This window comes from Polaribacter sp. NJDZ03, assembly GCF_019263805.1.
Lineage (GTDB): Bacteria > Bacteroidota > Bacteroidia > Flavobacteriales > Flavobacteriaceae > Polaribacter.
This window is the reverse complement of sequence record NZ_CP079195.1, coordinates 3,428,786-3,455,556: the sequence shown is the minus strand read 5'-3', so window position 1 is coordinate 3,455,556 and position 26,771 is coordinate 3,428,786. Positions and strand designations below refer to the sequence as shown.

The 26,771-nt window shown below is 30.9% G+C and carries 24 protein-coding genes and 1 tRNA gene; 7 read left to right on the top strand and 18 right to left on the bottom strand.

Translation table 11 applies throughout. The features are described 5' to 3' along the window. Window positions 1–28 precede the first annotated feature (28 nt). Window positions 29–985 carry a hypothetical protein gene (locus KV700_RS14655; protein WP_166385562.1) on the bottom strand — a complete coding sequence of 319 codons (957 nt, stop codon included), beginning with the start codon at window positions 983–985 and terminating at the stop codon, window positions 29–31. A 433-nt stretch (window positions 986–1,418) separates the two neighbouring features. Then, on the bottom strand, window positions 1,419–3,602 hold the full coding sequence (locus tag KV700_RS14650; RefSeq protein WP_166385564.1) for a glutamine synthetase III: 2,184 nt from the start codon (window positions 3,600–3,602) through the stop codon (window positions 1,419–1,421). 168 nt (window positions 3,603–3,770) lie between these two features. On the opposite strand from KV700_RS14650, the gene KV700_RS14645 reads away from it, so the two are divergent. Further along, on the top strand, window positions 3,771–4,787 hold the full coding sequence (locus tag KV700_RS14645; protein WP_166385566.1) for a glutamine synthetase beta-grasp domain-containing protein: 1,017 nt from the start codon (window positions 3,771–3,773) through the stop codon (window positions 4,785–4,787). A gap of 232 nt (window positions 4,788–5,019) precedes the next feature. Beyond that, complete coding sequence (locus KV700_RS14640) at window positions 5,020–5,310, top strand: SelT/SelW/SelH family protein (protein ID WP_218598322.1); 291 nt, start codon at window positions 5,020–5,022, stop codon at window positions 5,308–5,310. Between the two features lie 40 nt (window positions 5,311–5,350). On the opposite strand, the gene KV700_RS14635 is transcribed toward KV700_RS14640, so the two are convergent. After that, on the bottom strand, window positions 5,351–6,289 hold the full coding sequence (locus KV700_RS14635; protein WP_218598321.1) for a calcium/sodium antiporter: 939 nt from the start codon (window positions 6,287–6,289) through the stop codon (window positions 5,351–5,353). Between the two features lie 541 nt (window positions 6,290–6,830). Between KV700_RS14635 and KV700_RS14630 the strand changes: the two genes are divergently transcribed. The 3 genes from KV700_RS14630 (at window position 6,831) to KV700_RS14620 (ending at window position 7,363) form a co-directional block, all read left to right on the top strand. Next, window positions 6,831–6,983, top strand: coding sequence for an SsrA-binding protein (locus tag KV700_RS14630; protein WP_166385572.1), 153 nt, complete (start codon window positions 6,831–6,833; stop codon window positions 6,981–6,983). An 11-nt stretch (window positions 6,984–6,994) separates the two neighbouring features. Then, complete coding sequence (locus KV700_RS14625) at window positions 6,995–7,225, top strand: DUF2007 domain-containing protein (protein WP_166385574.1); 231 nt, start codon at window positions 6,995–6,997, stop codon at window positions 7,223–7,225. Between the two features lie 61 nt (window positions 7,226–7,286). After that, a tRNA-Arg gene (locus KV700_RS14620) sits at window positions 7,287–7,363 on the top strand. A gap of 185 nt (window positions 7,364–7,548) precedes the next feature. On the opposite strand, the gene KV700_RS14615 is transcribed toward KV700_RS14620, so the two are convergent. From KV700_RS14615 to KV700_RS14555, 13 genes are all read right to left on the bottom strand, one after another. Next, on the bottom strand, window positions 7,549–8,745 hold the full coding sequence (locus tag KV700_RS14615) for a GIY-YIG nuclease family protein (RefSeq protein WP_218598320.1): 1,197 nt from the start codon (window positions 8,743–8,745) through the stop codon (window positions 7,549–7,551). After that, window positions 8,738–10,684 carry a DEAD/DEAH box helicase gene (locus tag KV700_RS14610; RefSeq protein ID WP_218598319.1) on the bottom strand — a complete coding sequence of 649 codons (1,947 nt, stop codon included), beginning with the start codon at window positions 10,682–10,684 and terminating at the stop codon, window positions 8,738–8,740. The genes KV700_RS14615 and KV700_RS14610 overlap by 8 nt, the downstream gene beginning before the upstream one ends. A gap of 250 nt (window positions 10,685–10,934) precedes the next feature. Next, window positions 10,935–11,462: a hypothetical protein gene (locus KV700_RS17405; RefSeq protein WP_368384760.1), complete on the bottom strand. Its 528-nt coding sequence runs from the start codon at window positions 11,460–11,462 to the stop codon at window positions 10,935–10,937. A gap of 79 nt (window positions 11,463–11,541) precedes the next feature. Beyond that, a complete protein-coding gene (locus KV700_RS14600) occupies window positions 11,542–13,761 on the bottom strand; it encodes a DNA/RNA helicase domain-containing protein (RefSeq protein WP_218598318.1) in 2,220 nt (739 codons plus the stop codon). Then, window positions 13,758–14,087 carry a nucleotide pyrophosphohydrolase gene (locus tag KV700_RS14595; protein WP_218598317.1) on the bottom strand — a complete coding sequence of 110 codons (330 nt, stop codon included), beginning with the start codon at window positions 14,085–14,087 and terminating at the stop codon, window positions 13,758–13,760. Before KV700_RS14595 ends, KV700_RS14600 begins: the two co-directional genes overlap by 4 nt. 2 nt (window positions 14,088–14,089) lie before the next feature. Next, window positions 14,090–16,057 carry a tetratricopeptide repeat protein gene (locus KV700_RS14590; RefSeq protein WP_218598316.1) on the bottom strand — a complete coding sequence of 656 codons (1,968 nt, stop codon included), beginning with the start codon at window positions 16,055–16,057 and terminating at the stop codon, window positions 14,090–14,092. A gap of 7 nt (window positions 16,058–16,064) precedes the next feature. Continuing rightward, window positions 16,065–16,637 (bottom strand): type IIL restriction-modification enzyme MmeI, encoded by a 573-nt coding sequence (locus tag KV700_RS14585; RefSeq protein WP_218598315.1) that lies wholly within the window; start codon window positions 16,635–16,637, stop codon window positions 16,065–16,067. A 230-nt stretch (window positions 16,638–16,867) separates the two neighbouring features. Further along, window positions 16,868–17,065, bottom strand: a complete 198-nt coding sequence (locus tag KV700_RS14580; protein WP_240914592.1) for a hypothetical protein — start codon at window positions 17,063–17,065, stop codon at window positions 16,868–16,870. Between the two features lie 100 nt (window positions 17,066–17,165). Next, complete coding sequence (locus KV700_RS14575; protein WP_218598314.1) at window positions 17,166–17,438, bottom strand: hypothetical protein; 273 nt, start codon at window positions 17,436–17,438, stop codon at window positions 17,166–17,168. A gap of 17 nt (window positions 17,439–17,455) precedes the next feature. Continuing rightward, the gene (locus KV700_RS14570; RefSeq protein ID WP_218598313.1) at window positions 17,456–17,731 is read right to left on the bottom strand and encodes an ATP-dependent Clp protease adaptor ClpS; all 276 of its coding nucleotides are present in this window, start codon (window positions 17,729–17,731) and stop codon (window positions 17,456–17,458) included. 10 nt (window positions 17,732–17,741) lie between these two features. Further along, the gene (prmA, locus tag KV700_RS14565; RefSeq protein WP_218598312.1) at window positions 17,742–18,578 is read right to left on the bottom strand and encodes a 50S ribosomal protein L11 methyltransferase; all 837 of its coding nucleotides are present in this window, start codon (window positions 18,576–18,578) and stop codon (window positions 17,742–17,744) included. A gap of 78 nt (window positions 18,579–18,656) precedes the next feature. Beyond that, window positions 18,657–19,415: a triose-phosphate isomerase gene (gene tpiA, locus KV700_RS14560; protein ID WP_166385589.1), complete on the bottom strand. Its 759-nt coding sequence runs from the start codon at window positions 19,413–19,415 to the stop codon at window positions 18,657–18,659. A gap of 208 nt (window positions 19,416–19,623) precedes the next feature. Further along, window positions 19,624–20,118, bottom strand: a complete 495-nt coding sequence (locus KV700_RS14555; RefSeq protein ID WP_218598311.1) for a TlpA disulfide reductase family protein — start codon at window positions 20,116–20,118, stop codon at window positions 19,624–19,626. 103 nt (window positions 20,119–20,221) lie between these two features. Between KV700_RS14555 and pyrF the strand changes: the two genes are divergently transcribed. Continuing rightward, window positions 20,222–21,037, top strand: coding sequence for an orotidine-5'-phosphate decarboxylase (gene pyrF, locus KV700_RS14550; RefSeq protein ID WP_218598310.1), 816 nt, complete (start codon window positions 20,222–20,224; stop codon window positions 21,035–21,037). A gap of 4 nt (window positions 21,038–21,041) precedes the next feature. Next, window positions 21,042–21,824, top strand: a complete 783-nt coding sequence (locus KV700_RS14545) for an ABC transporter substrate-binding protein (RefSeq protein ID WP_218598309.1) — start codon at window positions 21,042–21,044, stop codon at window positions 21,822–21,824. Window positions 21,825–21,970: 146 nt separating this feature from the next. Here the strand turns inward: KV700_RS14545 and KV700_RS14540 are convergent, their stop codons facing one another. Continuing rightward, window positions 21,971–23,587 (bottom strand): RagB/SusD family nutrient uptake outer membrane protein, encoded by a 1,617-nt coding sequence (locus KV700_RS14540; RefSeq protein ID WP_218598308.1) that lies wholly within the window; start codon window positions 23,585–23,587, stop codon window positions 21,971–21,973. Between the two features lie 43 nt (window positions 23,588–23,630). After that, complete coding sequence (locus tag KV700_RS14535; protein ID WP_218598307.1) at window positions 23,631–26,756, bottom strand: SusC/RagA family TonB-linked outer membrane protein; 3,126 nt, start codon at window positions 26,754–26,756, stop codon at window positions 23,631–23,633. Window positions 26,757–26,771 lie beyond the last annotated feature (15 nt).

The following is a 26,771-nucleotide window of genomic DNA, read 5'->3' as shown; positions in this document are numbered from 1 at the left end:
TTAAATTAATTAAATAATTTCTTGATTTTTAGTTACCAATTTGCTCTACACAAGCTTGATTACCTCCACCACTTTGCATAACAGTACTCATATTACTAGATAAGTTAGCTGTTTGAGTTACTGTAGCTGAGTTTCCAGGAGTCCAAGCATTTACACCTGCAACATTAGTCTGTGTAATTGAACTTGTGTTATTTCCCGCAACAGATGCTTGTGTTACACAAGCTAAGTTACTACCTAACCATGGAGTGCCAACAAAAGTTTGATCTACTGTAGAAGTATTAGAATAAGCACTACCTGCAACAGATGTTTGGTCTTCAGCAGAAGTATTACCTATACCATTTTGAAGAGAATACGCGTCATTATTACTTCCTCTTTGCTTTTGTTTTGCTTCGTTAAATGAACCAGTTTGGTCTATTTCTGCAACACTTCCTGCTACACCATTAGCCATACTGCTTTGGTCTTGTTCTGCATAATTTGCACCTAAACCAAATAAACCTGTACCTACTTGCGTTACAGTTGCTGTGTTATTATCATAACGTTGTTTTTGAAACGAAGTATTTAAAGTTCCTGTTTGAAAAGCACTTGTAACATTATCCTCCGAGTATCCAACACCAACGTCTTGCTTCGCATAGTTTTCATATCCTCTTTGTTCAACCACACCTGTGTTACGGTCTCCATGCTGCTTAACATCTGAATGGTTTCTTGTACCTTCTTGATAGACTCTAGAATTATTACTATCTCCTCCATTACCAACACCCATATTCTTACCATCTTGATCTATTATAGAGTAGTTTCCATTCCCTATTTGATAAGCATTTGCAGTATTTAAGGTACCATTTTGAGTGATATCACTCGTATTGTCAACAGCTCCTCGTGGCCCAGTAGTCATTTGAGTAAAAGAACAATCGTCACAATTTGCTTGTGGAGTTTGAGCATAAAATGCTCCTGTAGCTAAACACATAGCCATTATTACTAATTTTTTCATGATAAATAATTTAAAATACGTTAGTTAAAAATTAAGCATATCAAAATCCTATTCAATATAAATTGAACATGATATACTACAATAAATTTTTAGGGGTAATTAAAATTATTAGGGATAAAATGTAAAGTTATTAAGGATAACTTTTCATTTTCAGTCAACACTTAAAGTTAAGAGTTGTTGTAAACTATATAGTTTGATCGATTCTTTGTTTAAACAAGTCAAATATAGGTAATTATTTATCTAATTCCAAAAAAAAAAACAGAAACCACAAACAACATAGATATATAAATAACTAAAAATCAACCACATATAAATAAAAACAAAAGAAAAACAAAATAAAAACAGGGAAAAACACCTATAAAAATAGGGTTAAAAATGAATAATTATCATTATTAACCCTTACTTTTTAACAAAAAAACAATTTAACCCCTATTTATTTAGTAAATAACAACTCCCTATATTTAGTAAGTGGCCATAAATTATCATCAACCAAGGCTTCTAATTGATCACAATGATACCTAATATCTGTAAAAAAAGGTTTTATTTTATTACTATAATGCGTTGCTAATTTAAAACCAGAATATTTATTTACTTTCACTTTTTCTGCTTCCATTTTAACTACCAAAGCATTAATATTTGTAATATGTTTAGAAATTAGCATAATTAATTCTATTTGCTCTTTGGCAATAATTTTATATTCATCACCAAAAATTTCTTTTAAATTCTTAGTATTCTCCAACAAAGTGTTCTGATAAATTATTGCAGTAGGCACTACTTGATTTCTTGCAATATCTGCCAAAACACGCCCTTCTATTTGCACCTTTTTGGCGTATGATTCTAAATCTATTTCATAACGAGCTTCTAATTCTACTTTACTCATTACTTCCATTTCTTCAAATAAAGAAATTGTTTTCTCAGAAACTTTTGCTTTTAAAGCTTCCGGAGTTGTTTTATAATTAGTTAAGCCTCTTTTTTTAGCTTCCTTTTCCCAAGCTTCACCATAACTATCTCCATCAAAACGAATTGCCTTAGAATCTTTAATATATTCTCTTAGAATATTAAAAACAGCTTCATCTTTTTTAAGATCCTTTTCTTCTATTAAAGCATCTACCTCAATCTTAAATTCTTTTAATTGCTTTGCAACAATTGTATTTAAAACGGTCATTGGTATGGCACAATTTGCCAAAGAACCAACAGCTCTAAACTCAAATTTATTTCCCGTAAATGCAAACGGAGAAGTTCTATTTCGATCGGTATTATCTAATAAAATTTCAGGAATTTTACCTATAATATTTAACTTTAAATCGGTTTTTTCTTGCGGAGAAAGCTTCCCTTTAGTTACATTTTCTAATTCATCTAAAACTGCAGATAGTTGACTACCAATAAACACAGAGATAATTGCAGGCGGAGCTTCATTAGCACCTAATCGATATTCATTACTTGCAGAAGCAATAGAAGCTCTCAACAATTCTTCATAATGATATACCGCTTTAATTGTATTGATAAAAAAAGTAAGAAACTGCAAGTTCTTCATAGGGGTTTTACCCGGACTTAATAAATTAGTTCCGTTACCAGTAGACAAAGACCAATTGTTATGCTTCCCAGACCCGTTAATACCTGCAAATGGCTTTTCATGCAACAACACTTTAAAGTGATGTCTTCTAGATATTTTTTGCATCACATCCATTATTAATGAATTATGATCTACCGCTAAATTAGCTTCTTCGTAAATTGGTGCAATCTCAAACTGATTTGGCGCAACTTCATTATGCCTTGTTTTTACCGGAATACCTAACAACATACACTCTTGCTCTAGATCTTGCATAAAACTCATAGCCCTTGCAGGAATGGTTCCAAAATAATGATCATCAAGTTGTTGCCCTTTCGCTGGTGAATGCCCTAATAATGTTCTACCAGTAAACTGTATATCTTGCCTAGCAAGCACTAAAGCTTCATCAATTAAAAAAAATTCTTGTTCCCAACCAAGGGTTGCACTTACTTTATTTGCATTCTTATCAAAATACTTACAAACAGCAGTAGCATGTGTATCTATAGCTTGTAACGCTCTTAATAAAGGCGTCTTATTATCTAAAGCCTCTCCAGTATAAGCAACAAAAATTGTTGGAATACAAAGGGTAGTTTCATAAATAAAAGCAGGAGAAGTTGGGTCCCAAGCGGTATAACCTCTTGCTTCAAACATATTCCTGATTCCTCCGTTAGGAAAACTAGATGCATCTGGCTCTTGCTGAACCAATTGTTCTCCATCAAATTTTTCCATAGCAAGGCTACCATTTATAGATTCAAAAAAAGCATCGTGTTTTTCTGCCGTTGCTCCCGTAAGTGGCTGAAACCAATGTGTATAATGCGTAGCACCTTTAGACATTGCCCAGTCTTTCATACTTACCGCAACTTGGTCTGCAATTTTTCTATCTATTTTGGTTCCATGATCAATTGCATTCATTACACTTTCGTATGCAGCACGTGTAAGATACTGTTGCATAGCATGTTTATTAAACACATTTCTACCAAAAAGAGTTGATCTTTTTTCATTCTGAACTACTTTTATAGGACTTCTACGTAGTGTTTCTTGTAATGCATTAAATCTAATCCTTGACATATTAGTAATATTTTCTACTTATATTTAACTTAATACAAAGATACCCTTTCAAATTTAGGGATAAAATTATTTTTTAGCTATTTTAAATATTTTACCCCTATTTTTTTTGATATCTAATGAAAATATTTGATTTTTGTAGAACGAACATCACATAAACACATATATATTATGGCAAAAATTAAATTAGAATACATTTGGTTAGATGGTTATTATCCAACTCAGAACATGAGAAGTAAAACCAAAGTTGAGGAGCATGAAGATTTTAAAGGAACAGTTGAAGAATTGGGACTTTGGTCTTTTGACGGTTCATCTACAAAACAAGCTTCTGGAGGAGCATCTGACTGTATTTTAAAACCTGTTGCTATTTATCCAGATCCAAATCGTATTAACGGTTATTTGGTAATGAATGAAGTAATGAATGCAGACGGAACTCCACACGAATCTAATGCACGTGCTACTATTGAAGATGATGATAACGATTTCTGGTTCGGTTTTGAACAAGAATACTTTATTATGAATACAAGTACAGGATTGCCTTTAGGATTTCCAAGAGGTGGTTACCCTGCTCCACAAGGACAGTACTACTGTTCTGTAGGAGGTTTATATACACATGGTCGTGATATCGTTGAAGAGCATGCTGATTTATGTATTGATGCTGGTTTAAACTTTGAAGGAATTAACCAAGAGGTTGCTTCTGGACAATGGGAGTACCAATTATTTGCAAAAGGAGCAAAGAAAGCTGGAGATGAAATCTGGATATCTAGATATTTATTAGATCGTTTAACTGAAGGAAAAGGGATGTACATTGAGTACCACCCAAAACCATTAGGAGATACTGATTGGAATGGATCTGGAATGCACGCTAACTTCTCTAACTCTATTTTAAGAGAATGTGGTTCTAAAGATAAATATATCGAAATATGTGAAGCTTTCCGCCCAGTAGTAAAAGAACACATTGAAATTTATGGTGAGTTTAACGACCAACGTTTAACTGGTAAGCATGAAACTGCTGCAATTACTGACTTCTCTTGGGGAGTTTCAGACAGAGGAGCATCAATTCGTATTCCAATTATCGTTGTAGAAAAAGGATATAAAGGATGGTTAGAAGACCGTCGTCCATCTTCAAACGCAGATCCATATAAAGTAGCTGCAAGAATTATTAAAACTGTAAAACCAGTTAAATAATTACAAGTAGTATAAAATCTTAAAAAGCACTTACAGCAATGTAGGTGCTTTTTTTATATCATTATTTTGGGCGTTACCAAAGGTCGGGCTATCCGTTATATCTTTTTTCTTTTGGCTTATCGCCAAAAACAAAAAAGGATACCACTACTATCCCTAACGCAAAAAACAGCAAATAATAAACAAAAGCAGTGAAGTGCTTTTAAATATGACCTAAAATAATTACTTTTAATACATGAAAAACACTATAAAAATAGCATACTGCACACAATGTGGCTGGTTATTACGCGCCTCTTATATGAGTCAAGAATTATTAACCACTTTTACAGATGAAATTACAGAACTCACCTTACAACCAAGTACCGGAGGTATTTTTAACATTACCGCAAATGACCAATTGGTTTGGTCACGTAAAGAAGAAAATGGATTTCCAGAAATTACAGAATTAAAAAGACGTATTAGAGACGTTATCGCTCCAGAAAGAAACCTAGGTCATATAGACAGAAAAAAAACGCCAACAAATTAATGCTGGCGTTTTTTATATCTAAATTTTATATGCGTGCTACTTAAAGCACCATATAAATAAACAATGCATATCCTAAAAACAAAAAGACACCTTTAAACCTGCTTAAAACAAACTTCTTAGGCAAAAATACTAACAATAATAAAATAGCAGCAAAGCCTAACATCCAAAAAATATCTCTAGATAAAATTTGAGCTTCTGTAACCGGTATTTCTTTAATAATAGCTGTTAAACCTAACACAGAAGCTATATTAAAAATATTAGAACCAATTAAGTTCCCTAAAGAAATTGCTTTCTCTCCCTTCATGGCTGCAATAACAGAAGCAGCTAACTCGGGTACACTCGTTCCAATTGCAATCATAGTTATAGAAATTACACCTTCACTAACTCCCATATTTTGTGCAATATCTTTTGCGCCGTTCACTAAAAATTCCGATCCAAAATACAAAGCAACTCCACCAATTAACAGCCAACCAAATATTTTACCATAACCTATAGAAGCCAAAGCATCGTCTACCTCTTCTACAACCACATCTTCTTTTCTTGCACTTCTTATCAATACAAATAGAAAAACAGCCAACCCAACTAAAAGAATAATACCTTCTAACTGTGTTAAAACACTATCGTTCCATAAAAAGTAATACAAAACCAAAGAGAACAACATCATTACAGGCCAATTAAGCTTATAAAAGTCTTTACTCACCGCAATAGGTCCAATAATAGCCGTAATACCTAAAACCAACCCAATATTAGCAATATTAGAACCAATAACGTTATTTAACGCTATGGCTGGTGAACCATCTAAAGCAGCCTGTAAACTAACTAATAACTCTGGTGCAGAAGTAGCAAAAGAAACCACTGTCATACCAATAACCATTTTAGAGATGTTCAGTTTAAAAGACAACCCTATAGAAGATCTTACCAAAAACTCACCACCTACAACTAACAGTATTAATCCAATAATTACATAAAAAATACTCATACATTTTATTTTTGACGAAGATACATTTTTATCACTTTAAGAAGTAAATAAAAAATGAAAAGCCCAAAATTCTCAATTTAAAAAAGAGAATTTCCTTTGCTTAAAAAAAAACAGCAACTAAACACCCTTTATTTACTTATAATTATTTACAAAAAACACTAAATTAAGTTTCAATAAATAACTTAATTAAAGCAAATAAACCTACACATTATAACCAATACCACTTTATGAGTTATAAATAGAAAATCAATTTAATTAATAGTTATTTATTCATTTGGCAACAAGCCTTTAAGAGCTATATATTGATAAAACAATTTCGAAATTAACCTAAATTACTAACTTTAAAACCCAAACTACTATGATTCTAATTGTAACTAAATTTATTAAAGACCTGTCTGATATTATATTTCAAATATTATTATAACAAAAAAATAACAGTACTATATTATGAAGATAGATAAAAGTAGTTTATCTTTAAACAACTCAATCTTTAAACACTGAGTTGTTTATTTTAGTAAATTTGAAAGCTAATTTACGACCAATGAAAAAACAAGTTTTTAAAACACTTGCAAAGATTAATAAATTAATTTTACCTTCCTTTACAAAGAAAGGATTGGATATTTCTAAAGCCTCTAAACTTCAACTAGCAATTATTGGGTGGAGAGCTTTTATAACTAAAAATGCATTAACCTAAAAAATAAAATTATGTCAGAAGATTATACTAAAGTATTTACTGATAACGCTATATTAGTAAACAGATTACATTTCTTATTAAATGAAGCATCTATTAAATCTAGAATATCAGACCGAGTAGAATCGGCAAGATTGGGAGGTTTTGGTGTACCTACAAATTCTGTAGAATTATTTGTATTAAATAACGACCTAGAAAAAGCGCAATCTATCATCGATTTATTTAAGGCAGAAATAAATTTATAAAAAAAAATGACATTTATCTTTCTAAATCAAAAAAAGGAAACTATATTTGCACCCGCTTAACGGCCTCGTGGCGCAACTGAATAGCGCACTTGATTACGGCTCAAGAGGTTGCTGGTTTGAATCCAGCCGAGGTCACCAATAAAACCAGTACTTTACAACGATTTGTAAATTACTGGTTTTTTCATTTTTACACAATTTGCCCACTTTTTTAGAATTAATCCATTCACTCTAAAATATTTTAGGTATTTTAAAGAGGCATTTACTACATAACTTTAAAAATAATCTAAGTTTTTCAAAAACAGCTTTTAATTAAACCGCCCTACCTACCGAACAACCACTATTTGATTTTCTGCATCGTATTTATACTCCATTATTTTTTCGGTTATAATTAGCGCTATTGCTTGCTCTATCGCTTCTAAGGGCACTATAAACCATTCTCTAGGCGTGTGTCTTCTTCCTTTTTCATCAAACACATCTACTTCTAAGCAAGAGTTCCCGAAGAATTTATGAATTAGTTTCTCAAACTTTTGAGCGTTCATATTATAGCATTTCCAAGAAGATTCTATTTTTACAGCTGCCATTAAATAGGTGACTTCTTTTTCTGCATTTTTAATACGTTCTTCTACTGAGTTTGTAGAATACCCTATTTTATATAAATTCTGTATAGTTGCTATTTCTTCTTTTTTACTTTCAGATTTTAAAACATAGATATAACCTGCTTCTTTGTCCTTTTCTGTAATATCACTAAATTTTTCTATAAACTCTTCCGAAATATGATCCATATTTTCTGTAACAACGCTTCCGTTAGCGTATAAATTTTTTTCTACAGAGCGTTTTAGAATATTAGATTCAGTACCATTTTCGAAAATACACCTCGTTCTTCCGTCTTCTCTAACTCTTGTTCCATCTTTTCTGTAATGCTCTTTTTTAGTATAATTGATGCTTTCTAATAAAAATAAGATGCCATTGTGAACATAGTAATTCCCGATTCTTAAATTCTTCTCTTTAAAGTCTACTAATTTGCGTTTGCCTAAATTCAAATCACTTTGAACTTCTTTAAACAAATCCTCATAATCTTTAAAATTTTTACAAGGAACTCTTTTACCAACAAAATCTGTTTCTGCTCTTTTAAAGTCTTTTGGTGTGTGTTTAAAATCAAATAAACCTTCGGCATCATCACTAAAAATATCTAAAGCATCATCATTAAAAATATCATCAATAGAGTTAATCTCTTTTTGTTCCGTAGGTAATAAGCCATATTTATCTTGTGGCTCTAAAGCTAAACTTTTCTCATTATTTTCTCGCAATCCTTTTAAAGTTGCGTACAATTGATACTCAGAAATATTTGACAAATCTGGTTTTGGTTCTCTTTTATTTTTATCAAAAAAATCATTGATGGCATCAAAAGAAGACGCTAATCTTTCATCAGAAGTACGAACCGCAGTTCTTACAGGCTTTACAACCAATAAACCTAACGGATCGTCGCTAAATATTTCGTCTAAAATACGTTCCTTATCCATTGTTTTGTGCTGCTCTTTTTTGTTTTTCTGCTTTTAAATAAATAATACATTCTGCCAGTCTTTTTTCTGAACCTATTACAGAATTTATATTTGGCTGGCGATTGTGTGTTTTTACAAACTCATTAATTTTAGGCCACAATATTTTTGCTTCTTCAAAATCCATTTTTATACGAGTAGCTTCAATAGTATCTTGTATTACTTTTAAAGTTTTAGATGATACTGATTTAGACAATACTTCAAATGCTTCTTGAAACGGATTTACACTGTCTATTAAATCGATATGAAGATCGTCTATATCTACAAAGGAACCTGCCATTCTTATAAATCTTTTGTCGGCTACTTCTTTAATTGTTCCGTTTTTAATGACTGAATCTGCTACCACATATTGCCTAACTTCTTCTACTTGCTCTTCTGTAAGGTCTGGGTACTTCATTCTTATTACCTTTGGTATTAACGACTTGTTTATTACCTTAGGATCTAAAGATTCATCTGGCATTGCTTTTAGCATTTCCTTATCTTGAAATATATCTGCTTTTAAATCGGTTAAATCTGCTTCAATAATATCTTTTACACGTTGAGAAGTAGGTTCTTTTAAACCTCTAATTCGTATCTCTCCTGGCTTTGCCTTTGTACCATCATCAATATCATGTTTGGTTTTAAAGGTCCAATTTGGTGCTAAAACTTGCTCCATTAATAAAGATGCTGTTATTGCTTTTAGCATGTTATTTACAGAAAGTTTTACCTCATCATCTTGTGCATCTGGTTGTGCGATTAAGTTGGTAAACTGTGCGTGTGTTTTATTAGTACTATCTCTTGTTGCTCTACCAATAATTTGAATGACTTCTGTTAACGAACCTCTATAACCTACCGTAAGTGCATGTTCGCAATACGGCCAATCAAAACCTTCTTTTGCCATTCCTAAAGCAATAATGATGTCTATAGCATCTACCGCATCACTTACACGTAAGTAGTTTTGTATTTTTTCTCTTTCTTTTGAGGTGTCTTCTACTAAATCGGCAATTTTTAAGATTTTACCATCAGACTTTCTTTTTACAAAAATAACGCCTGTTGCTTCATCTTGCTTTACCACATCGCCAATGGCATCAATTATAAAATTGACTTCGTTTTCTTTGTCTTTGGTAGATTCTCCTGAGTTTACATTTGGTATGTGTAATATTGTTTTTTTATCGGTATCTAACACTTCCATGATGGCAGAAGTATATTTACCTTGATAAAAATGATACCCAATACCTAATGTTTTTAGATAATTATAACCATTTAATTGTTCGTAATAATTGTACGTAACTTTTGTAAACTTCGCTTCATCTTCTGGCATTAAAATTGGTACGGAATCTCCTCTAAAATAAGAACCTGTCATGGCAACAATATGTGCCGTAGATGTATTGATGATATTTTTTAAAATTTCTCCTAACTTGTTATCTGCGGAAACAGAAACATGATGAAATTCATCTATTGCCAATAAGGTATTATTAAACTTCGTTTCGTCTAAACCTTCACAAGCAAAGCGCAATGTAGCGTGTGTACAGATTAAAATTTGCTCGTCATTATTCATAAAATTATGAAAAGCAGTTACTTTACTTTTACTGCCATCACTACCTGGTGTACATAAATTGTATGCTTCTTTTGGAGACCAATTAGCAAAAAAACCATAGGTTTTTAAATCTGTTACAGCAAATGAACTACCAATAGAACGCTCTGGCACCGCAACAATTACTTTTTTAATACCTTGATTGATGAGTTTGTCTAAACCCAAAAACATTAATGCTCTTGATTTACCAGATGCTGGTGGCGATTTTAATAGTATATACTGCGCATCACTATACTCAAAGGCACGTTCTTGCATTTCTCGCATTCCGTACTCATTGGTACTTTTACTATTTCCTGTTTGGTGGTATGCTACGTTTACTAAATTTGGCATTTTCTTTTTTTTAGCTTTTTTTATTCTTGCTTAATTGATTTAAAATATTGCTTAGTAGATTTTTTTGCATGAAATGACGGTATTTTACTTGTACTATACCTGACATAAATGTCTAAATCTCGTCTAAAATGTCTAAAATTAAATTTCATAAATCACTGCTCTTAAACACCTTAATTAACTTTTATAACTAAAACTCAGCTAAAAACGTCTAAAGTTTAACTAATTCTCGTCTAAAAATGTCTAACTATTTTTATTTAGACATTTTCCAAAGTTTGCCTTCAACAACTATAACACCTTGCTTTTTTAATGCTTGAATACTATTTTTTATTTTATTTATTTTTTGAGAAATGTCTAAACCTTCGGATAATTTATTTAATAGAACATTTTCTAAATCACTTCTTTTAGCGCTCTCAAACTTTGTAAGATAATCTGTTATTATTTTTTGAATATAATCATTATCAATCCCTCTCATCTTTATATATTCTCCTTTTTCATCAACTACCGATGCTACTTTAGATGCTATATAAAAATTAGGTTTCCTTCCTTCAATTAATTTTTTTGAATATAAAATACCAGTTGTAAAGTAATTCTTTACAACTGAATTTTCTTCTAACTCTTTTTCTTCTAGTATGTTAGATGTATGCTGACCTATATTTTGTTTAGAGGTGTCAAAAAGTACTGCAAGCTGACTTTGGTTCATCCAAACATTGCCGTCTTTGGTGTATAAACGTACCGCAGTTTTACCATCGTTGGCAGTATGTCGGAAATCCCGACACACTAAACTTTCTTGTAATTCTTGGGTACTAAACAGGTTTTTAAGATGTTCTGTAATGGTAGAACGACCTTTTTGAAGTATGTCAAATGTCTAGTATTGTAACAAATTCACCAATAACTTTTAGTTCGCTTATTTCGTTTCCATCTAATACTATATCTTCAAACGTAGAATCAAATGATAGAGGCTTTAATGTAATTGATTTATGAGACCAACTTTCTTCTGATATACTTTTTACACTATGATATGATTTAATTGTCAAGCCAGAACCAAAATCAGCATCTTGAATGTTATAATGTTCAACTAGTACAATTTTACCTTCTCTACTTCCACCTGGGTCTTTTTTGAATAAACACCAAGAACCATTTTCGATCTTTTTATTCATTGATTCGCCAATAATTTGGCAAACAAAATAGTCTTTTCTTGCAGATATGTTAATAGGCAATTCTACCCAGTCATAATTTTCATATTCAGTCTGAATTTGTAATTCACTAAATCCGCCAGCAGCAGCATATATGTCAAATATAGGAACTGCATTTACAAAAGGTTTAACATCTATAAAAGGTAAAGTTCTTAATTTACTTTCAGATTTGTAGGAGGAAATATGTTCTTTAAAGTATTCTCTTAGATCCTTGTCACAAGCATAAATATAAACTCCTTTAATACCTCTAAACATTATCGTTTTGTAAATATTGATTATATAAGCTTTAAGTTCTTCAATGTTGTCTAATCCTCTTTTTCCATTTTTATCAAAGTACTTTGCTTTATCTATTTCGATTACTCTAGTGGATTTATTAAACGAAATTTCTTCTCCGAAAATAACTCCCGTATAATTTAAATCATATCCTTGGGTTGTATGAATACAACCAACTTGTCTGAAAGAATCTTCTGAATTTATCCAATCCTTATCGGTTTTGTTCCATTGTAATTCAACACCATCAATTGCAATATCAATTGCGTTAAGGTCTTGATCAGTCTTTTTCTTTGGGTCTGATAACCAAGGCCAAGAATATCCTGCAACTAATCTACATAAACCATATTTTTCTTCTTTGATTGATAATTGCTCATACATATCTTTCATAGAGTCAAAAACAACTATATCATATTTCTCAGGAGTATAAAAACTTTTGTTTTCTCGTTTAATATTTAGCAAATCGTCTACAAATGTGATGTAATCATTACCACCATTAGAACGCATTTGAGATTTAAGTTCTATTTCAATGGTATTAGGTTCATTTAATAATTTATCAAAATGAGAAGAAGGAATATCAGATGGTTTAACTGATTGTGCTGAATCGTAAAAGAATATTTGATTTGTACTATTTGCAATTATCCAATCTAATTCAGTCCCAGTATTATCTAGACCCAGTTTTTGATTATTTTTCTTGAAAACCCCCATCCATCCAATATTTTTATATTGTCTTAGACGATGAGCTTCATCAATAATTAGTAAATCGTACTTTTTCCTGAAAGTATCTGAAGGACTAATTATCATTGATGATTTTAATTCTGGTATTTTCCTAAATACATTTTGCAAAGTCTTTCGTAAAGAACTCATTGCGACAACAAACCCAATTTCTGCTTTTGGGTACTTGATTTTATATGCTCGTAATAGATTTATTTCTTGAATTTCATTATCACTAAAATCATCCATATTAGTGTCAGAAATATCAGAGCCAAGGAGTTTTATTAAATAGGTGGCGAGAATTGTTTTTCCTGTTCCTGCACTTCCTTTAATGAAAATTTTACTAGATTTTTTCTTTGTTAGAGCTTCAATAATTTCTAATACAGAATTATATTGGTCTTCATTAAGTGATTTGTATGGAGAATATTTAAATAGTTCTGTGTTTTCAATTTCTTCTAAAGATTTGCTGACAATTTTATTCTCTATTAGTTTGCCCCAAATATCTTTGAATAGGTTTTTATATAAGTCTTGTTGGTAATAATTATGATTAATTAATCCGTGATTTCCGTTATGTAATTCATAAGTACCTTCAGAGGAAATGTATTGAATCAATTTTGATTCGATATCAAGTGTCGCTGATTTATTAAATTTATCAGAACCAATTATTGATATTTGATTGAATGCATTAGCTTTTTTAGGATTTGCTAAATGATTTTTAATTCGGTTTGAAAAATTTGTTGATTCACCTACATAAGCAACTCGTTTTCCTTCATTCTGTATAAAATAGACTAGAGGCCATTGGTTTTTCACCCAAGGATTTTCATTTATTTTATCTAACGATTTTTTATTGAAATCATATCGTTCAGAAACTTCCACTGATAACTCAAAGGATAAATTCATAGATCACTATACTTTTTAGCAGTTCCTTTTGCTTTATCAATTGGGTATTTTTTTCCGTTACTTTTTATTTTATCAAGAACTATTTCTTTAACATCAAAATCAAATTTTTCAGCAAGTAAAAAAGCATAGGCAAAGACATCTGACAATTCTTCTTTTACCCTATCTTTTTTTGCATCTTGATAGCTCTTCCATAAGAACTCTTCTAAAAGCTCCCCAGCTTCAATATTTATAGCTAATGCTAAATCTTTTGGATTATGAAATTGTTCCCAATCTCTTTCATCCCTAAACTTTAAAAGTGCATCAGTTATTTCTTTAATATCTGACATATCTACTTTTTTTTATGTATTGTTCTAGCTAATTTATATTCTTCATCATAAGGTAAATGTAACTGTGAGAGCATTTCGGGTATAGCTAAAGACCAACTAACATAATAATATGAAAGAATATGATAACCAGAAAACAACTTACCTTTTATAGCACTAATACGATAATCTTTATTTTCGGGATTATAACCTTGAGTTCCTTGCATAGCAATTTCAAACGCTATTTTCTTAATTTCTTCTTTAGACTGATTTTCAAAAAACTGAAGAGCATCTACCATAAACATAACAACAGCCATGTTTAAACCTATATCAGCCTGAGATTTTTGAAAAGTTTCCATTTCACTAACTTTTTCGGAGTTCTCTTCATTAAGACCAAAAGGATCTTTTTCTAAATCATCAATAAAATCATCTACATTATCACCTTTACGATATTTAGTCTCTTCCACTAATTCAAAGTTTTTTTCTAACTTCAAATCTTCTGCCCAATGCAAAAGTAATTCATACTCTTCACCAGCTTCTTTATCGTCTTTATACTCTAAAAACTCTTTATAAAAATCATTAGCAAGTGTTAACTCACTTTTAGATGCTTTAAAATCCTTAATTAAATCTACACCATATAAAGATTTGAACTGTATTGCATTTAATAAATTGTAGATTTTACTTTTTGAAATAATATGAGAGGGAGAAACTTCTAATACCTTTTTGTCAGTAACCGCTTTAACACTTTCTTGAATCATATTAAAAAGTGATAAAAACTGATAAGGTCTTAATTCTGCGAATTCCTCATAAAGAAAATTCTCAATAAACAAATCTATTGGTGTATTAAATGTTTGACTATTAATACCATCAAAAAGACCTGAACAATAATTTGAAATATTTTCTTTAGAAACCCCCATCTTAGTTAATTTTCTACTTGTTGCACCTATATCATTTATAAAATTAGATTTATGATTTTGATTAGAAATAAAAAGTTGATTTACATCTTTTTTTCTAGCTTCAATTACAAAATCTAAATGAACTAATTCATGCATAATAAGATGCTCAATTGCAGGGTAATTAGGTTTGTACTTTACAATATGTTTTGCTCTATTATAGTTTTCTGCAAATTCAAATTTCGCAGCAGTAGGAATATTAGAATCAGCAATAACTCCAATTTCTTTACCTCCATCAGATACTAGTTTAGCTAAATAATCTTTATAAATATTTGAACCTATATCTGATACAGCAATTTTATTTGCTATTGAAAAAGCTTGTTTGACAGAGTTTTGCAAAAGTACATCCTCAGCTTTATTTAATTTAATTGCTTGGATTGTACTATAAAAAGCAGAAGAAAAATCTTCTTCTTGTTCTGCAATCATGCCTAATGCAAAATGAGAATTTGGATAATTATTATCAATCCTAAGTGCTTCCCAAAAATACTTTTTCGCTTCTTCTAATTTACCTAATTGCATAAGGTTAGCTGCAATATTATTTATTGTAATATTCTCATTAGGGTTAACAATTAGAACTTGATTATAATACTTAATAGCAGTATCAATATCTTGTTTATATTTTGAAAAAATATTCCCCATCATTAATAAGGCATATTCATTCTTAGGATTCCACCTTAAGGCATCTATTAAACAATTTATTGCTCCTTCTTGATTACCTAGTTCTGAAAGAATTTGCCCTAGAACTCTATGATATTCAGATATATTTGGTGATTTCTGTATTAGCTCTTGAGCCAAAGATTTAGCTTCTTTAAAGTTTCCTTTTTCACATAAATTTACCAATTTTTCATATAATGGTTTGTCTTCAATAATTTTGCTTGTGTCGACATCAATGGTAATTAAACTCTCAGACACTTCAATTTTAGGTTCAAAAGGACCATCTGTATAAAAATTATTTAAATATTCTTTTAACTGAACTAAGTTATTTTTTTCAACAGGAAATAACTCATATAGGAATTCATTAATTTGAAATATTATAGTCATAGAATCTTTAATATATTATTGAGTAAAAATATAAATCTTTTTGTAAACAAAACAATAACCGCGATAGAAATACATTTAATTCGTGTATAAATGCTAGTGAATTGTCTGGATTGTCTTTTTTAATTTCATCGAACAAGCGCGCCATTTTAACGGCTGCTTTAACATCTGCAGGGTTTTCTTCTTGATGTGCTGCTTTTTCCATTCCTGCCCAAGGCAAAAAGAAATCGTAATTTTTAGGAAGGTCTTTAAAAGGAATATCAAGTCCTGCACCTGTTTTGGTATCCATTGCCAAAAAGGTTTTATAATCGGTAACAATTACAAACCGCTGGTCGTGCTTTATTTTTTTTGTTATTTTAGAAATAGTAAGATGTAAATCTTCTTTATATTCTTCTCTAAAAAACAACTTTTTCTTTAAAGAGACTTCGCCTTCATTTTTAGATAAATTAGCCGTTCCTTTTTGCAATCTTGTAATGGTTGCTTTTGGCAAATTATACACTAACAATAACTTGTATATAAAGGTTTCTTTGTTAAAGTTACTAATTAAGTCTAGAAGTTTCTTTTCTATTTCTGATGCGTTCATTAATGTCTAAATAATAGTAACTATAAAAATATAACTATAATTTGGTTTTACATTATGGTTATCCGTATTTCTATTAGGTTTCTATCTTAAAAACAAACCTTAGCTGCAAGCAAACAAAGATTATATATTTATGTAAAACATATTGCTATTTTTTTACCTAAATTGAGTAAATAAAAAAGACCTTGAACAAATGTTCAAGGCCTTTTCGTCTAACCAAACTTAGTATAAAACTAACTACTACTATCTTTAAGGATCTTTTTAGAACCGTATATTAAACCTAAACTTATTAAAAATGACAAACCAATTAAATTATCTATAGGTAAACCTGGAGGTGGTGGTGGCCCTGCAGGAGCAGGTACATTTTGACCAAACACAATAACCGGAATAATAATAAAAAGTACTAATAGAATATTTTTTTTAACCATCATTTATTTATCTCTTATCTATATGACACCAATTTGTTTAAAAGGTCACTGCAAATAAAAAATAAAATAGGTATTTCTAAAAAATTATTCGGTAAGAGGTACTTTAATGAAGATACTGCTTAATCATTATACGGTGAGCGGGAATACTTTTATCGTAGTTTTCTACTAATAACTCTAATATTTCTGGTGTATTCACTCCAATATCTTTTTTGTTAAGATATCTTGATACATATAAATTATATGCATCATTATTTTTTTCAAAAATTAAAAAATGAGTATCATTTAATTCAGAATAACAAATTTGATGTCCAGAAAAACTATCTGATGTATCTAAAAAGAAAGGTGAAAACTCGTAATACTTAAAAACATTTTCCATAAACTACAATTTTTCAATTATACTAATTCTGCAGACAAACCTAACTGTAACAACTTAGAACATCTTGGTTCTAAATCTTTAAGCTCACCAGATTTAACAGTACATTTTCCTTTATAATGTACTAAAGTTGCACATTGCTCTGCTTGCTCAAATGAGTGCTCACAAACATTTACAAGAGAATCTATTACATGATCAAAAGTATTAACATCATCATTATGTAACACTATTTCATGCTGAAAAACTTCTTGCTCTAAAACATCAACGTCTTCTTGTACTTTTTCTTTTGTGCTCATAATTACAAAATTACAATTTATTGTATTTTAATGCAACCCAATTATTCCTTTCTATAACAGTATCTAATTTTAAATTGTACTTAGAAACTTCTGCATCTATAATTGGTATATCTTCTTGGTAAAAACCACTTAATAAAAGCACTCCATTATCATTTAAACAATTAGTATACGCCTGCATATCCATCAACAAAATATTTCTATTGATGTTGGCAATAATAACATCATACTTTTTATTGATTAAAAGTGCCGCTTCTCCTTCAAAAACAGAAATATTTTTACAATTATTTCTCTCAACATTCTCTATAGAATTTTCATAACACCAATTATCAATATCGATAGCATCAATAGGGTTTGCTCCTTTCATTTCAGCAAAAATTGCTAAAATACCAGTTCCACATCCCATATCTAATGTTTTTTTACCTTCTAAATCTAATTGTAATAAATGTTGTACCATCATGTGTGTAGTTTCATGATGACCTGTACCAAAACTCATTTTTGGCTCAATTACAATATCATACTTTAAATGAGGATTTTCATGAAATGGTGCTCTAATGCTAACCAAATCTTCCACCTGAATAGGTGAAAAATTCTTTTCCCATTCTGCATTCCAATTTGTTTGTGCTATTTCGCTATGGTTGTATTCAATAGAAAACTCTTCAGAATTTAAAACAAAGATGTCCTCTAAAACGCTAGCGTTCCAATCATCTTTTTGAATGTAAGCGGTTACTCCGTTTTCATTTTCAACAAAACTCTCAAAACCAACTTCTCCTAATTCTGCAATTAAAATTTCTGTTCCAGGTACTTTTGGTGTAACTGTAAAATTGTATTCTATATATATATTGTCCATAAACTTCTTGTAAAAAAAATGCATCGAGATTTTAAAATCTCGATGCAAATTTATTGTAAATATCTTTAAGTACGATGCTTAAATAGCTTTAATAATTCCTGTAAAATCATCTACATTTAAAGCAGCTCCACCAATTAACCCACCATCTACATCTGGTTTAGAGAAAATTTCTTCTGCGTTTGCAGGTTTTACACTACCACCATATAAAATAGAAACAGCATCTGCAACTTCTTGATTGTATTTTTTAGCTACAATACTTCTAATAAAAGCATGCATTTCTTGCGCTTGTTCTGCACTTGCAGTTTCTCCCGTACCAATTGCCCAAACTGGCTCGTAAGCTAAAATAATGCTTTTCCAAGCATCTGCTCCTAAATGGAATAATGCATTAGAAATTTGGCTTTCTACTACTGCAAAATGGTTTTCAGATTTTCTGTCTTCTAATAATTCTCCAAAACAAAAAATTGTTTCTAAATCATTTTCTAAAATAGCATCTACTTTTGCTGCTAATGACGCATCTGTTTCATTAAAATAAGTTCTTCTTTCCGAGTGTCCTAAAATAACCGTTTTAATTCCGATTGCTTTTAACATATCTGCAGAAATTTCTCCTGTATAAGCACCATTTTTAGCTTGGTGCATATTTTGAGCAACTACCTCTATAGCAGAATCTTTCGCTGCTTTTAAAGAAGCTGATAAGTTTACAAAAGTAGGAGCAACAATAACACGAGTGTTTTTTAATTTCTCATTTTTAATTGCTTTTTTTAAATCTTTGATAAGTTTTTTACTTTCTTTCTTATCATTATTCATTTTCCAGTTACCTGCTACTATTTTTGTTCTCATAATTCTTATTTTATCACCTAAAAGGTTCTTGTTAATGTTTTTATTAATTTGGATGTAAATTTAAGAAATGGAAAGACAAAAATCACCTAGAAAAGCAAATAGTTACGATAACGTTTTATATGTTTTTTTTTAATGGTATAAATAGGCCTTTAAACCGCTATCGCTGATAAAAAAAACACACACTCAATTATGATTACTATTAAAGTATTTATTCTTTTAATGCTTCAATTATATTTTCATCAGAAGCATCTGTTGCATTAAATAACGCTATTTTTCCGTTTTCATCAACTACAACATATCTAGGAATCCAATTAAGGTTTAAGAAATTAACCAAATCTCCTTTTTTCATTCCTTGTGGTAAATTGTAGTGCTCACCAATAACATCATAACGCTTTACACCTCTTTTCCACGAGCCCTTTTTTTCATCAACCGATAAAAATAAATACACAACTTCTGGAAACTCCTTTTGCAGTTCTTTTACTTTTGGCATTCCTACCAAACAATCTCTACACCAAGAAGCCCAAACATCAATGAATATCTTTTTCCCTTTATGTAGATTAATTACTTCTTTAAACGTACTTACTTCGTCGTTTAAATTATATACTTTTTCATTCAGTGCTTTTTCTGAAAATTCAGATTGAGATTCTAAACTACAACTCGTTAAAAACGATACAAAAACTAAGATTATTATTTTTTTGAACATTACTTATTTTTTCTTTTTTGTCATCTAAAAACCCCAAAACTTACAATTAGACGCTTTATTTAAAAACAAAAATACCTACTTTTGCGTAACTTTTAGAAAACAAATGACAACACAAGAACTTATTGCCCAAATTAAACAGAAAAAATCATTTTTATGTATCGGATTGGATGTGGATTTAAACAAAATTCCGCAGCATCTTTTAAAAGAAGAAGATCCTATTTTTGCATTTAACAAAGCAATTATCGATGCTACGCATCATTTGTGTGTTGCCTATAAACCAAATACCGCTTTTTACGAAGCATACGGAATAAAAGGATGGCAATCACTTGAAAAAACGATTCAGTATTTAAATACAAATTACCCAGAAATCTACACAATTGCAGATGCAAAACGTGGCGATATTGGTAATACCTCAACTATGTATGCAAAAGCATTTTTAGAAGATTTAGCATTCGACTCTGTAACTGTTGCTCCTTATATGGGTAAAGATTCTGTAGAGCCTTTTTTAGCCTTTAAAAACAAGCATACTATTATGTTAGCATTAACATCTAACGAAGGTGCTTTCGATTTTCAGACAAAAGAAGTAAATGGTAGAGAATTATATAAAGAGGTTTTAGAGACTTCTAAAGGATGGAAAAATTCTGAAAACTTAATGTATGTTGTAGGCGCTACAAAGGCAGAATATTTTACAGAAATTAGAAAAATTGTTCCTAATTCTTTCCTACTAGTTCCTGGTGTTGGCGCTCAAGGAGGTAATTTACAAGATGTTTGTAAATATGGTTTATCAGAAAATATTGGTTTATTAATCAATTCGTCTAGAGGAATTATTTACGCTTCTAAAGATGAAAATTTTGCTCAAAACGCTGCTTTAAAAGCCGAAGAATTACAACAAGAAATGGCGACTATTTTAGCGCAATAAGTTCATGGAATTTCAAGATCAAATAGGGCGGATTTTAACGTTTGATAAAACGCCGAAACGTATTATTAGTCTTGTACCAAGTTTAACAGAATTATTAGTCGACTTAGGTTTAGAAGACTCAATTGTTGGTGTTACAAAATTTTGCGTTCATCCCAATCATTTAAAAGAAACTAAAACGATTGTTGGTGGTACAAAAAATATTCACATTGATAAAATAAAGGCTTTACAGCCTGATATCATTCTTTGTAATAAAGAAGAAAATACTAAACAAATTGTTGGGAGCTGCGAAAAAATTGCGCCAACACATGTTTCTGATATTTTTACAATTGATGATAATTTAGAACTGATAAAACAATATGGAATGTTGTTTTCCGTAGAAAATAAAGCCTCAGAAATTATTCTAAAAATTAATTCTGAATTAGCAATTTTTAAAGAATTTATCAAAAATAAAAAAGCAAAAAAAGTAGTTTATTTTATTTGGAAAACTCCTTGGATGGCTGTCGGAAACTCTACGTTCATAAATCATTTACTGCTTTTAAACAAGTTTGATAATATTTATCAGCATAAAGAACGTTACCCAGAAATTGATTTGGAAGAAATGAAATTACATGAAGAACTAGATTTCGTGTTTTTATCTTCCGAACCTTATCCTTTTAAAGAAACACATCTTCTAGAAATAGAAAAACATACCCAACAAGCAAAAGCAGTTCTTGTTGATGGAGAAATGTTTTCTTGGTACGGAAGTCGGTTAATAAAAGCATTTGACTACTTTAAAACGCTTCATTAAAAAAAGAACTTTTAAAATAAAATCACAACAAAAAAAACTCTTTGCTTTACAAACAAAGAGTTTTTTAATATCTATTAAGCTTTAATCATAAAAAACCACCTTAAAAAAGGTGGTTTTAAATATTTAATAAAGTTAAAAATAACTTCTTAATTTTGATCTGCTTCCGTTAAATTTGGGTTTGCATCAATTTCATCTTGTGGAATTTTCCAAATCCAAGCATCATTTAAAGAAGGCTTTTCTTGAATAAAACCATCTCTATATAAATTATCATCAGCTCCAGAATTTGTTAAATCGATTCCTTCATCCCAACGGATGTGATCATGGAAACTAAATCCTTCTCCATAAAGCTCTACTCTTCTTTGCCATTTAATATGCGCCATTAAAGCTTCTTTAGAAGTATATACAGAAGCATCATAAGCAGTATCTCTACTAGCTCCAAAAACCTGAAGAACAGCTTGTGCTCCAGTTACATCATCTAACATCGCCTTAGCCTCTGCTTCTATTAAATACATTTCTGAAGAACGCATGTAAAGAACATCATCTGGATCTATTGATCCTGGATTCTTTTGTAAAAATTTAACTGCCATATACGGATGAGTATTATGTGCAGAAGTCATACCATATTTCTCTAAAACTTCTGTTTTAGCTGCAAAAAACTCTTCTGCTGAAGTATAATTTGGATCAGTCTCAAAACTACCACCTTCTCCGTTAGATGCAGAAGAATTTGTATTTGGAGCCAATGGTAATGCCATGTTAACTCTAAAATCTGTAGACGGTATTGCATCGTAAACCTCTTTATTAATTAACTTAGGGTTTGATCTATTTTGACTACCATTAAAAGTTGGTCCAATAAAATAAAATAAAGATTGAAAAAAGTTTGATTCTGCCTCAATAACAGTACCTCCCCAAATTACTTCAGAAAGTTCTACCGTATTAAAACCAGATAACCATTTAGTTTCATCTAACAATGGAAAACCTTCACGTGCTGCTATTGCAGCATCTGCTGCACCTTGCCACTTACCTTGCGTTAAATCTATTCTAGCTTTTAAACCTTGAGCTGCATTTATAGATAAATGAGATTTATTATCTGGTTTAGAGGCACCATCAAAAAAGCTTATAGAATTTGCTATATCTGCATTTATTTGATCATAAACAACCTGAACTGTAGATCTAGGAGCACTTGTATAAGGAGCTCCAGTAATTAACAACAAAGGAACACCAGCATCTGTAGCAGGACTACCTATTAAATACCCTTTTGCAAATGTTGAAATTAATTGATGATATGCCCAAGCTCTATACGCATACGCTTGACCTAGAATATTTCTTACATCTTCATCTGATTCAGAAAAACCTTTTTCTTCAATTAAATTAATTAGATTGTTAGAAGTAGCTATAATATGGTAACGCATATACCAAAAGTTATTTACTGTTGTAAAGTTTGCGTTTGTATGTGTTAACCACCTTAATTCACTTCTCATCCAACCATTTCCTGGTGATGAGTGAATCATTTGTCCACCCATAGCATCTAAAGCCGGGATATAAAAACTCTGTCCACTTCTACTTGATGTCCCTCCTGATATAGGATTTTGAGCATACATTACTCTATGCAAACCATTTAACACCAAAAACATATTGTCTACATTTGCAAAAGCTTCTACTTCTGCAATAGAATCTGTTGGTGTTGTTTCTAAAAAGTCATCTTCACAACTGGTAATTAGCATTACTAGTAATCCTAAAATTAATAGGTTAATTTTTCGTAACATAATATAATGTTTTTATTTAATAATTTATATAATTTAATGACTTCTAGAAAGATAGATTTACTCCTAAAGTTACTGTTCTAGAAGGACTATAGTCAGATGCAGTTTGTGTTCCTGATAAACTATATTGAGGATTTAACCCAGTTCTTTCCGTGTTGATAAAAATATTCTCACCAGAAAGAGAAACGCGTAAATTACTTAAACCTAACTTCTCTGCAACATCCTTATCAAAACTATATCCTAGGTTTACATTTTTTAAAGCCACATAAGATGCATCTGTTAAAAAACGAGTAGAACCTGCAACTGTTTGGTTAGGGTTTCCGTTTTCTAAACGAGGTACATCTGTAACATCTCCAGGAACTCTCCAAGCATTTTTTGCATCTACATGTAAAGCATTCCCAAAAGTTCCTGGGTGCATTAATGAAGTATATCCACTATCTAAAATCTCTCCTCCAATACCAAAAGTAAATAATAAGTCTAGTGTAAATTGTTTATATCTAAATGAGTTAGAAACAGACCCTAATAAATCTGGAATACTACTAGTATCTGTAAACGCCTCTCCGGCATCCTGAAAATCGTTAGTAGTGGCTTGTGTACCATCTGCGTTTAAAACAGCTACTCTTCCACCATCAACTGCATCTTCAAACATATAATATAGTGCATCTCCATTATCTACATCTACTCCTGCATAATGATAAATATAGTAATCATATATAGACCTACCTTCTTCCCAACGTTTTGAATCGTTATCTGCAGGACTATCAATTTTTGTAATTTCATTTTTAAAAGTACTAGCCTGTACACTTAAATCCCAATTAAAATCTTTTGTTCTTAATAAGTGACCTGTTAAACTAACCTCTATACCTTGGTTGTAAAGATCTCCTAAATTTGTAGGGAATACATCTAATCCTTCTGAAAGAGGAATACCTAATTCATATAATAAATCTTGAGAAGATTTTTTGTAAAATTCTACAGAACCATCTAATACATTATTAAACATACTAAACTCTAAAGCAACATCCCAACTAACTTGGTTTTCCCACTCTAAATCTACATTCCCTGTATTACTCCAAATAATACCAGGTGTACCAGCATTTGGTATTATTTCATATAATGCTTGAGAAGCATAAAAAGAACCTACTCTTTCATTACCAATTTCACCGTAAGATGCTCTTAATTTTAATCTATCTATAAAAGAAATATTTTCCATAAATTTCTCTTGGTCAATTCTCCAAGAACCACCTACTGAATAAAAAGTTCCCCAACGTGCATCTTTAGAAAACCTAGATGTACCATCTCTTCTTGCAGAAGCACTTAAGTAATATTTGCTATCAAAGTTGTAGTTTAATCTTGCAAAATAACCTTCAATTCTATGATCTGTACTATTTCCATTTACATTATCTCCTGCAGCAAAATTATCAAATTCATAAATGCCTGCAGCAGCTTGCGTATTAGCAATACCTCCTAATGTAGAAAAACTTCTATCAAAACTTTCATGACCTAAAGTAACATCTATATTATGAATATCCTTAATAGAAGTATTATAAGTTAAAATTTGATTAAAATTCTCTACAACTCTCCTAAATCTATCTTCACTATATCTACCTGTTGGTGCTCCATCTCCTACTGTTTCGTTTTCATAACCTTTAGTGATGTTATCTTGAATATCTCTACCGTAAGTTACCTTAGCCTTTAATCCTTCTGCAAGTTTTACTTCAAGGTAGTTTCTAAACCCATATAAGTTTAACTTATCTTGATCTTCATTTAAAATTAACTCTGCAATACCATGTCTTCCTGGATTATAAGGTCTTGTTTGAATATTACTATCTGGGTAACCTTCTCCTAAATCATATAAAGGATTACCTGATATATCATTTAATATTTTACCATCGATACCTACTTGATAAACTGGGTAAATAGGACCTAAATCATTAGCCCAACTAAAAGGATTTACTGTAGAGTTATCCCCTCCACTAGTTGGTCCATGAGAATTTGTAGCTGTAATATACACACTACCACCAACAGTAATATTATCGGTTGGAGAAAAATCTGCATTTAATCTATTCGTTACTCTTTCATAATCACTTTCTATAACATAGCCTTCTTCTTTTAAATAAGATGCAGAATAAAATATAGAATGATTTTCGCCACCAGAGGCAACATTTACAGAATGACTTTTTCTACTACCAGATCTTTCTAAATAATCGAACCAATCTAAAGACTCATACTTAAGTTTTGCATTAGGGTTTAATTTACCATCTGTACCTACAATTTGATCATTTGCAACATTAAATGGATTATAACCTAATTGATTAAATATTTTTGCAGAAGCTTCAATTTCTGGATTTGCACCACCAATTGTATTCTTATAACCTTCCCACATTAACTCATAATAAGAACCAGCTCCTACTCTATCATAATTAGGTACAGATCTTGTAATAACACTGTATTGAGTTGATGCACTTACAGTTGTTTTATTATTTCTTCCTTTTTTTGTTGTAATAATAACTACACCATTTGCTGCTCTAGAACCATACAATGACGTTGAAGCTGCATCTTTTAAAACTGTCATAGAAGCAATATCATCTTGATTGATAGAACTTAATGAACCATCAAACTGTATTCCATCTACAATGTATAATGGAGTTGAACTACCGTTAAGAGTACCAACACCACGAATTACAATTTCTGGAGAAGAACCTGGTTGACCTGATGCCGCAACAAACTGAACACCAGTTGCCTTACCTTCAATAGCTCCAATTGGTGATGTTACAGATCTAAGTGCTAAATCTTTTGCACCTACAACATTTGCAGAACCTGTAAAAGCTTCTTTGGTTGTTGTACCAAAGGCCACAACTATAACCTCTTCTAAGACACTACTATCTTCTTGTAAAACTACATTAATAACAGCCGAAGCTCCTACTTTCTTTTGTGTAGACTTGAAGCCTAAGTAACTAAATACTAACACGTCTCCACTTTTACTAGCAATTTTGTAGTTTCCATCAAAATCTGTTTCTACTCCTGTATTAGTACCTTTTACTAAAACACTTACACCAGGTAAACTCCCTGACTCATCTGAGACTGTCCCAGAAATAGTTTTCTTTTGAGCAAAAGTAACTTGCACAATCAACCCCAAAAATAGTATGAGGGATACCTTAAAAAATTTTTTCATTGTAATATCTATTTG

Excerpts from the sequence above, each read along its gene's own strand:
- KV700_RS14655 (WP_166385562.1), bottom strand. The coding sequence starts at position 985 with ATGAAAAAATTAGTAATAATGGCTATGTGTTTAGCTACAGGAGCATTT.
- KV700_RS14650 (WP_166385564.1), bottom strand. The coding sequence starts at position 3,602 with ATGTCAAGGATTAGATTTAATGCATTACAAGAAACACTACGTAGAAGT.
- KV700_RS14645 (WP_166385566.1), top strand. The coding sequence starts at position 3,771 with ATGGCAAAAATTAAATTAGAATACATTTGGTTAGATGGTTATTATCCA.
- KV700_RS14640 (WP_218598322.1), top strand. The coding sequence starts at position 5,020 with ATGAAAAACACTATAAAAATAGCATACTGCACACAATGTGGCTGGTTA.
- KV700_RS14635 (WP_218598321.1), bottom strand. The coding sequence starts at position 6,289 with ATGAGTATTTTTTATGTAATTATTGGATTAATACTGTTAGTTGTAGGT.
- KV700_RS14630 (WP_166385572.1), top strand. The coding sequence starts at position 6,831 with ATGAAAAAACAAGTTTTTAAAACACTTGCAAAGATTAATAAATTAATT.
- KV700_RS14625 (WP_166385574.1), top strand. The coding sequence starts at position 6,995 with ATGTCAGAAGATTATACTAAAGTATTTACTGATAACGCTATATTAGTA.
- KV700_RS14615 (WP_218598320.1), bottom strand. The coding sequence starts at position 8,745 with ATGGATAAGGAACGTATTTTAGACGAAATATTTAGCGACGATCCGTTA.
- KV700_RS14610 (WP_218598319.1), bottom strand. The coding sequence starts at position 10,684 with ATGCCAAATTTAGTAAACGTAGCATACCACCAAACAGGAAATAGTAAA.
- KV700_RS14600 (WP_218598318.1), bottom strand. The coding sequence starts at position 13,761 with ATGAATTTATCCTTTGAGTTATCAGTGGAAGTTTCTGAACGATATGAT.
- KV700_RS14595 (WP_218598317.1), bottom strand. The coding sequence starts at position 14,087 with ATGTCAGATATTAAAGAAATAACTGATGCACTTTTAAAGTTTAGGGAT.
- KV700_RS14590 (WP_218598316.1), bottom strand. The coding sequence starts at position 16,057 with ATGACTATAATATTTCAAATTAATGAATTCCTATATGAGTTATTTCCT.
- KV700_RS14585 (WP_218598315.1), bottom strand. The coding sequence starts at position 16,637 with ATGAACGCATCAGAAATAGAAAAGAAACTTCTAGACTTAATTAGTAAC.
- KV700_RS14580 (WP_240914592.1), bottom strand. The coding sequence starts at position 17,065 with ATGATGGTTAAAAAAAATATTCTATTAGTACTTTTTATTATTATTCCG.
- KV700_RS14575 (WP_218598314.1), bottom strand. The coding sequence starts at position 17,438 with ATGGAAAATGTTTTTAAGTATTACGAGTTTTCACCTTTCTTTTTAGAT.
- KV700_RS14570 (WP_218598313.1), bottom strand. The coding sequence starts at position 17,731 with ATGAGCACAAAAGAAAAAGTACAAGAAGACGTTGATGTTTTAGAGCAA.
- prmA (WP_218598312.1), bottom strand. The coding sequence starts at position 18,578 with ATGGACAATATATATATAGAATACAATTTTACAGTTACACCAAAAGTA.
- tpiA (WP_166385589.1), bottom strand. The coding sequence starts at position 19,415 with ATGAGAACAAAAATAGTAGCAGGTAACTGGAAAATGAATAATGATAAG.
- KV700_RS14555 (WP_218598311.1), bottom strand. The coding sequence starts at position 20,118 with ATGTTCAAAAAAATAATAATCTTAGTTTTTGTATCGTTTTTAACGAGT.
- pyrF (WP_218598310.1), top strand. The coding sequence starts at position 20,222 with ATGACAACACAAGAACTTATTGCCCAAATTAAACAGAAAAAATCATTT.
- KV700_RS14545 (WP_218598309.1), top strand. The coding sequence starts at position 21,042 with ATGGAATTTCAAGATCAAATAGGGCGGATTTTAACGTTTGATAAAACG.
- KV700_RS14540 (WP_218598308.1), bottom strand. The coding sequence starts at position 23,587 with ATGTTACGAAAAATTAACCTATTAATTTTAGGATTACTAGTAATGCTA.
- KV700_RS14535 (WP_218598307.1), bottom strand. The coding sequence starts at position 26,756 with ATGAAAAAATTTTTTAAGGTATCCCTCATACTATTTTTGGGGTTGATT.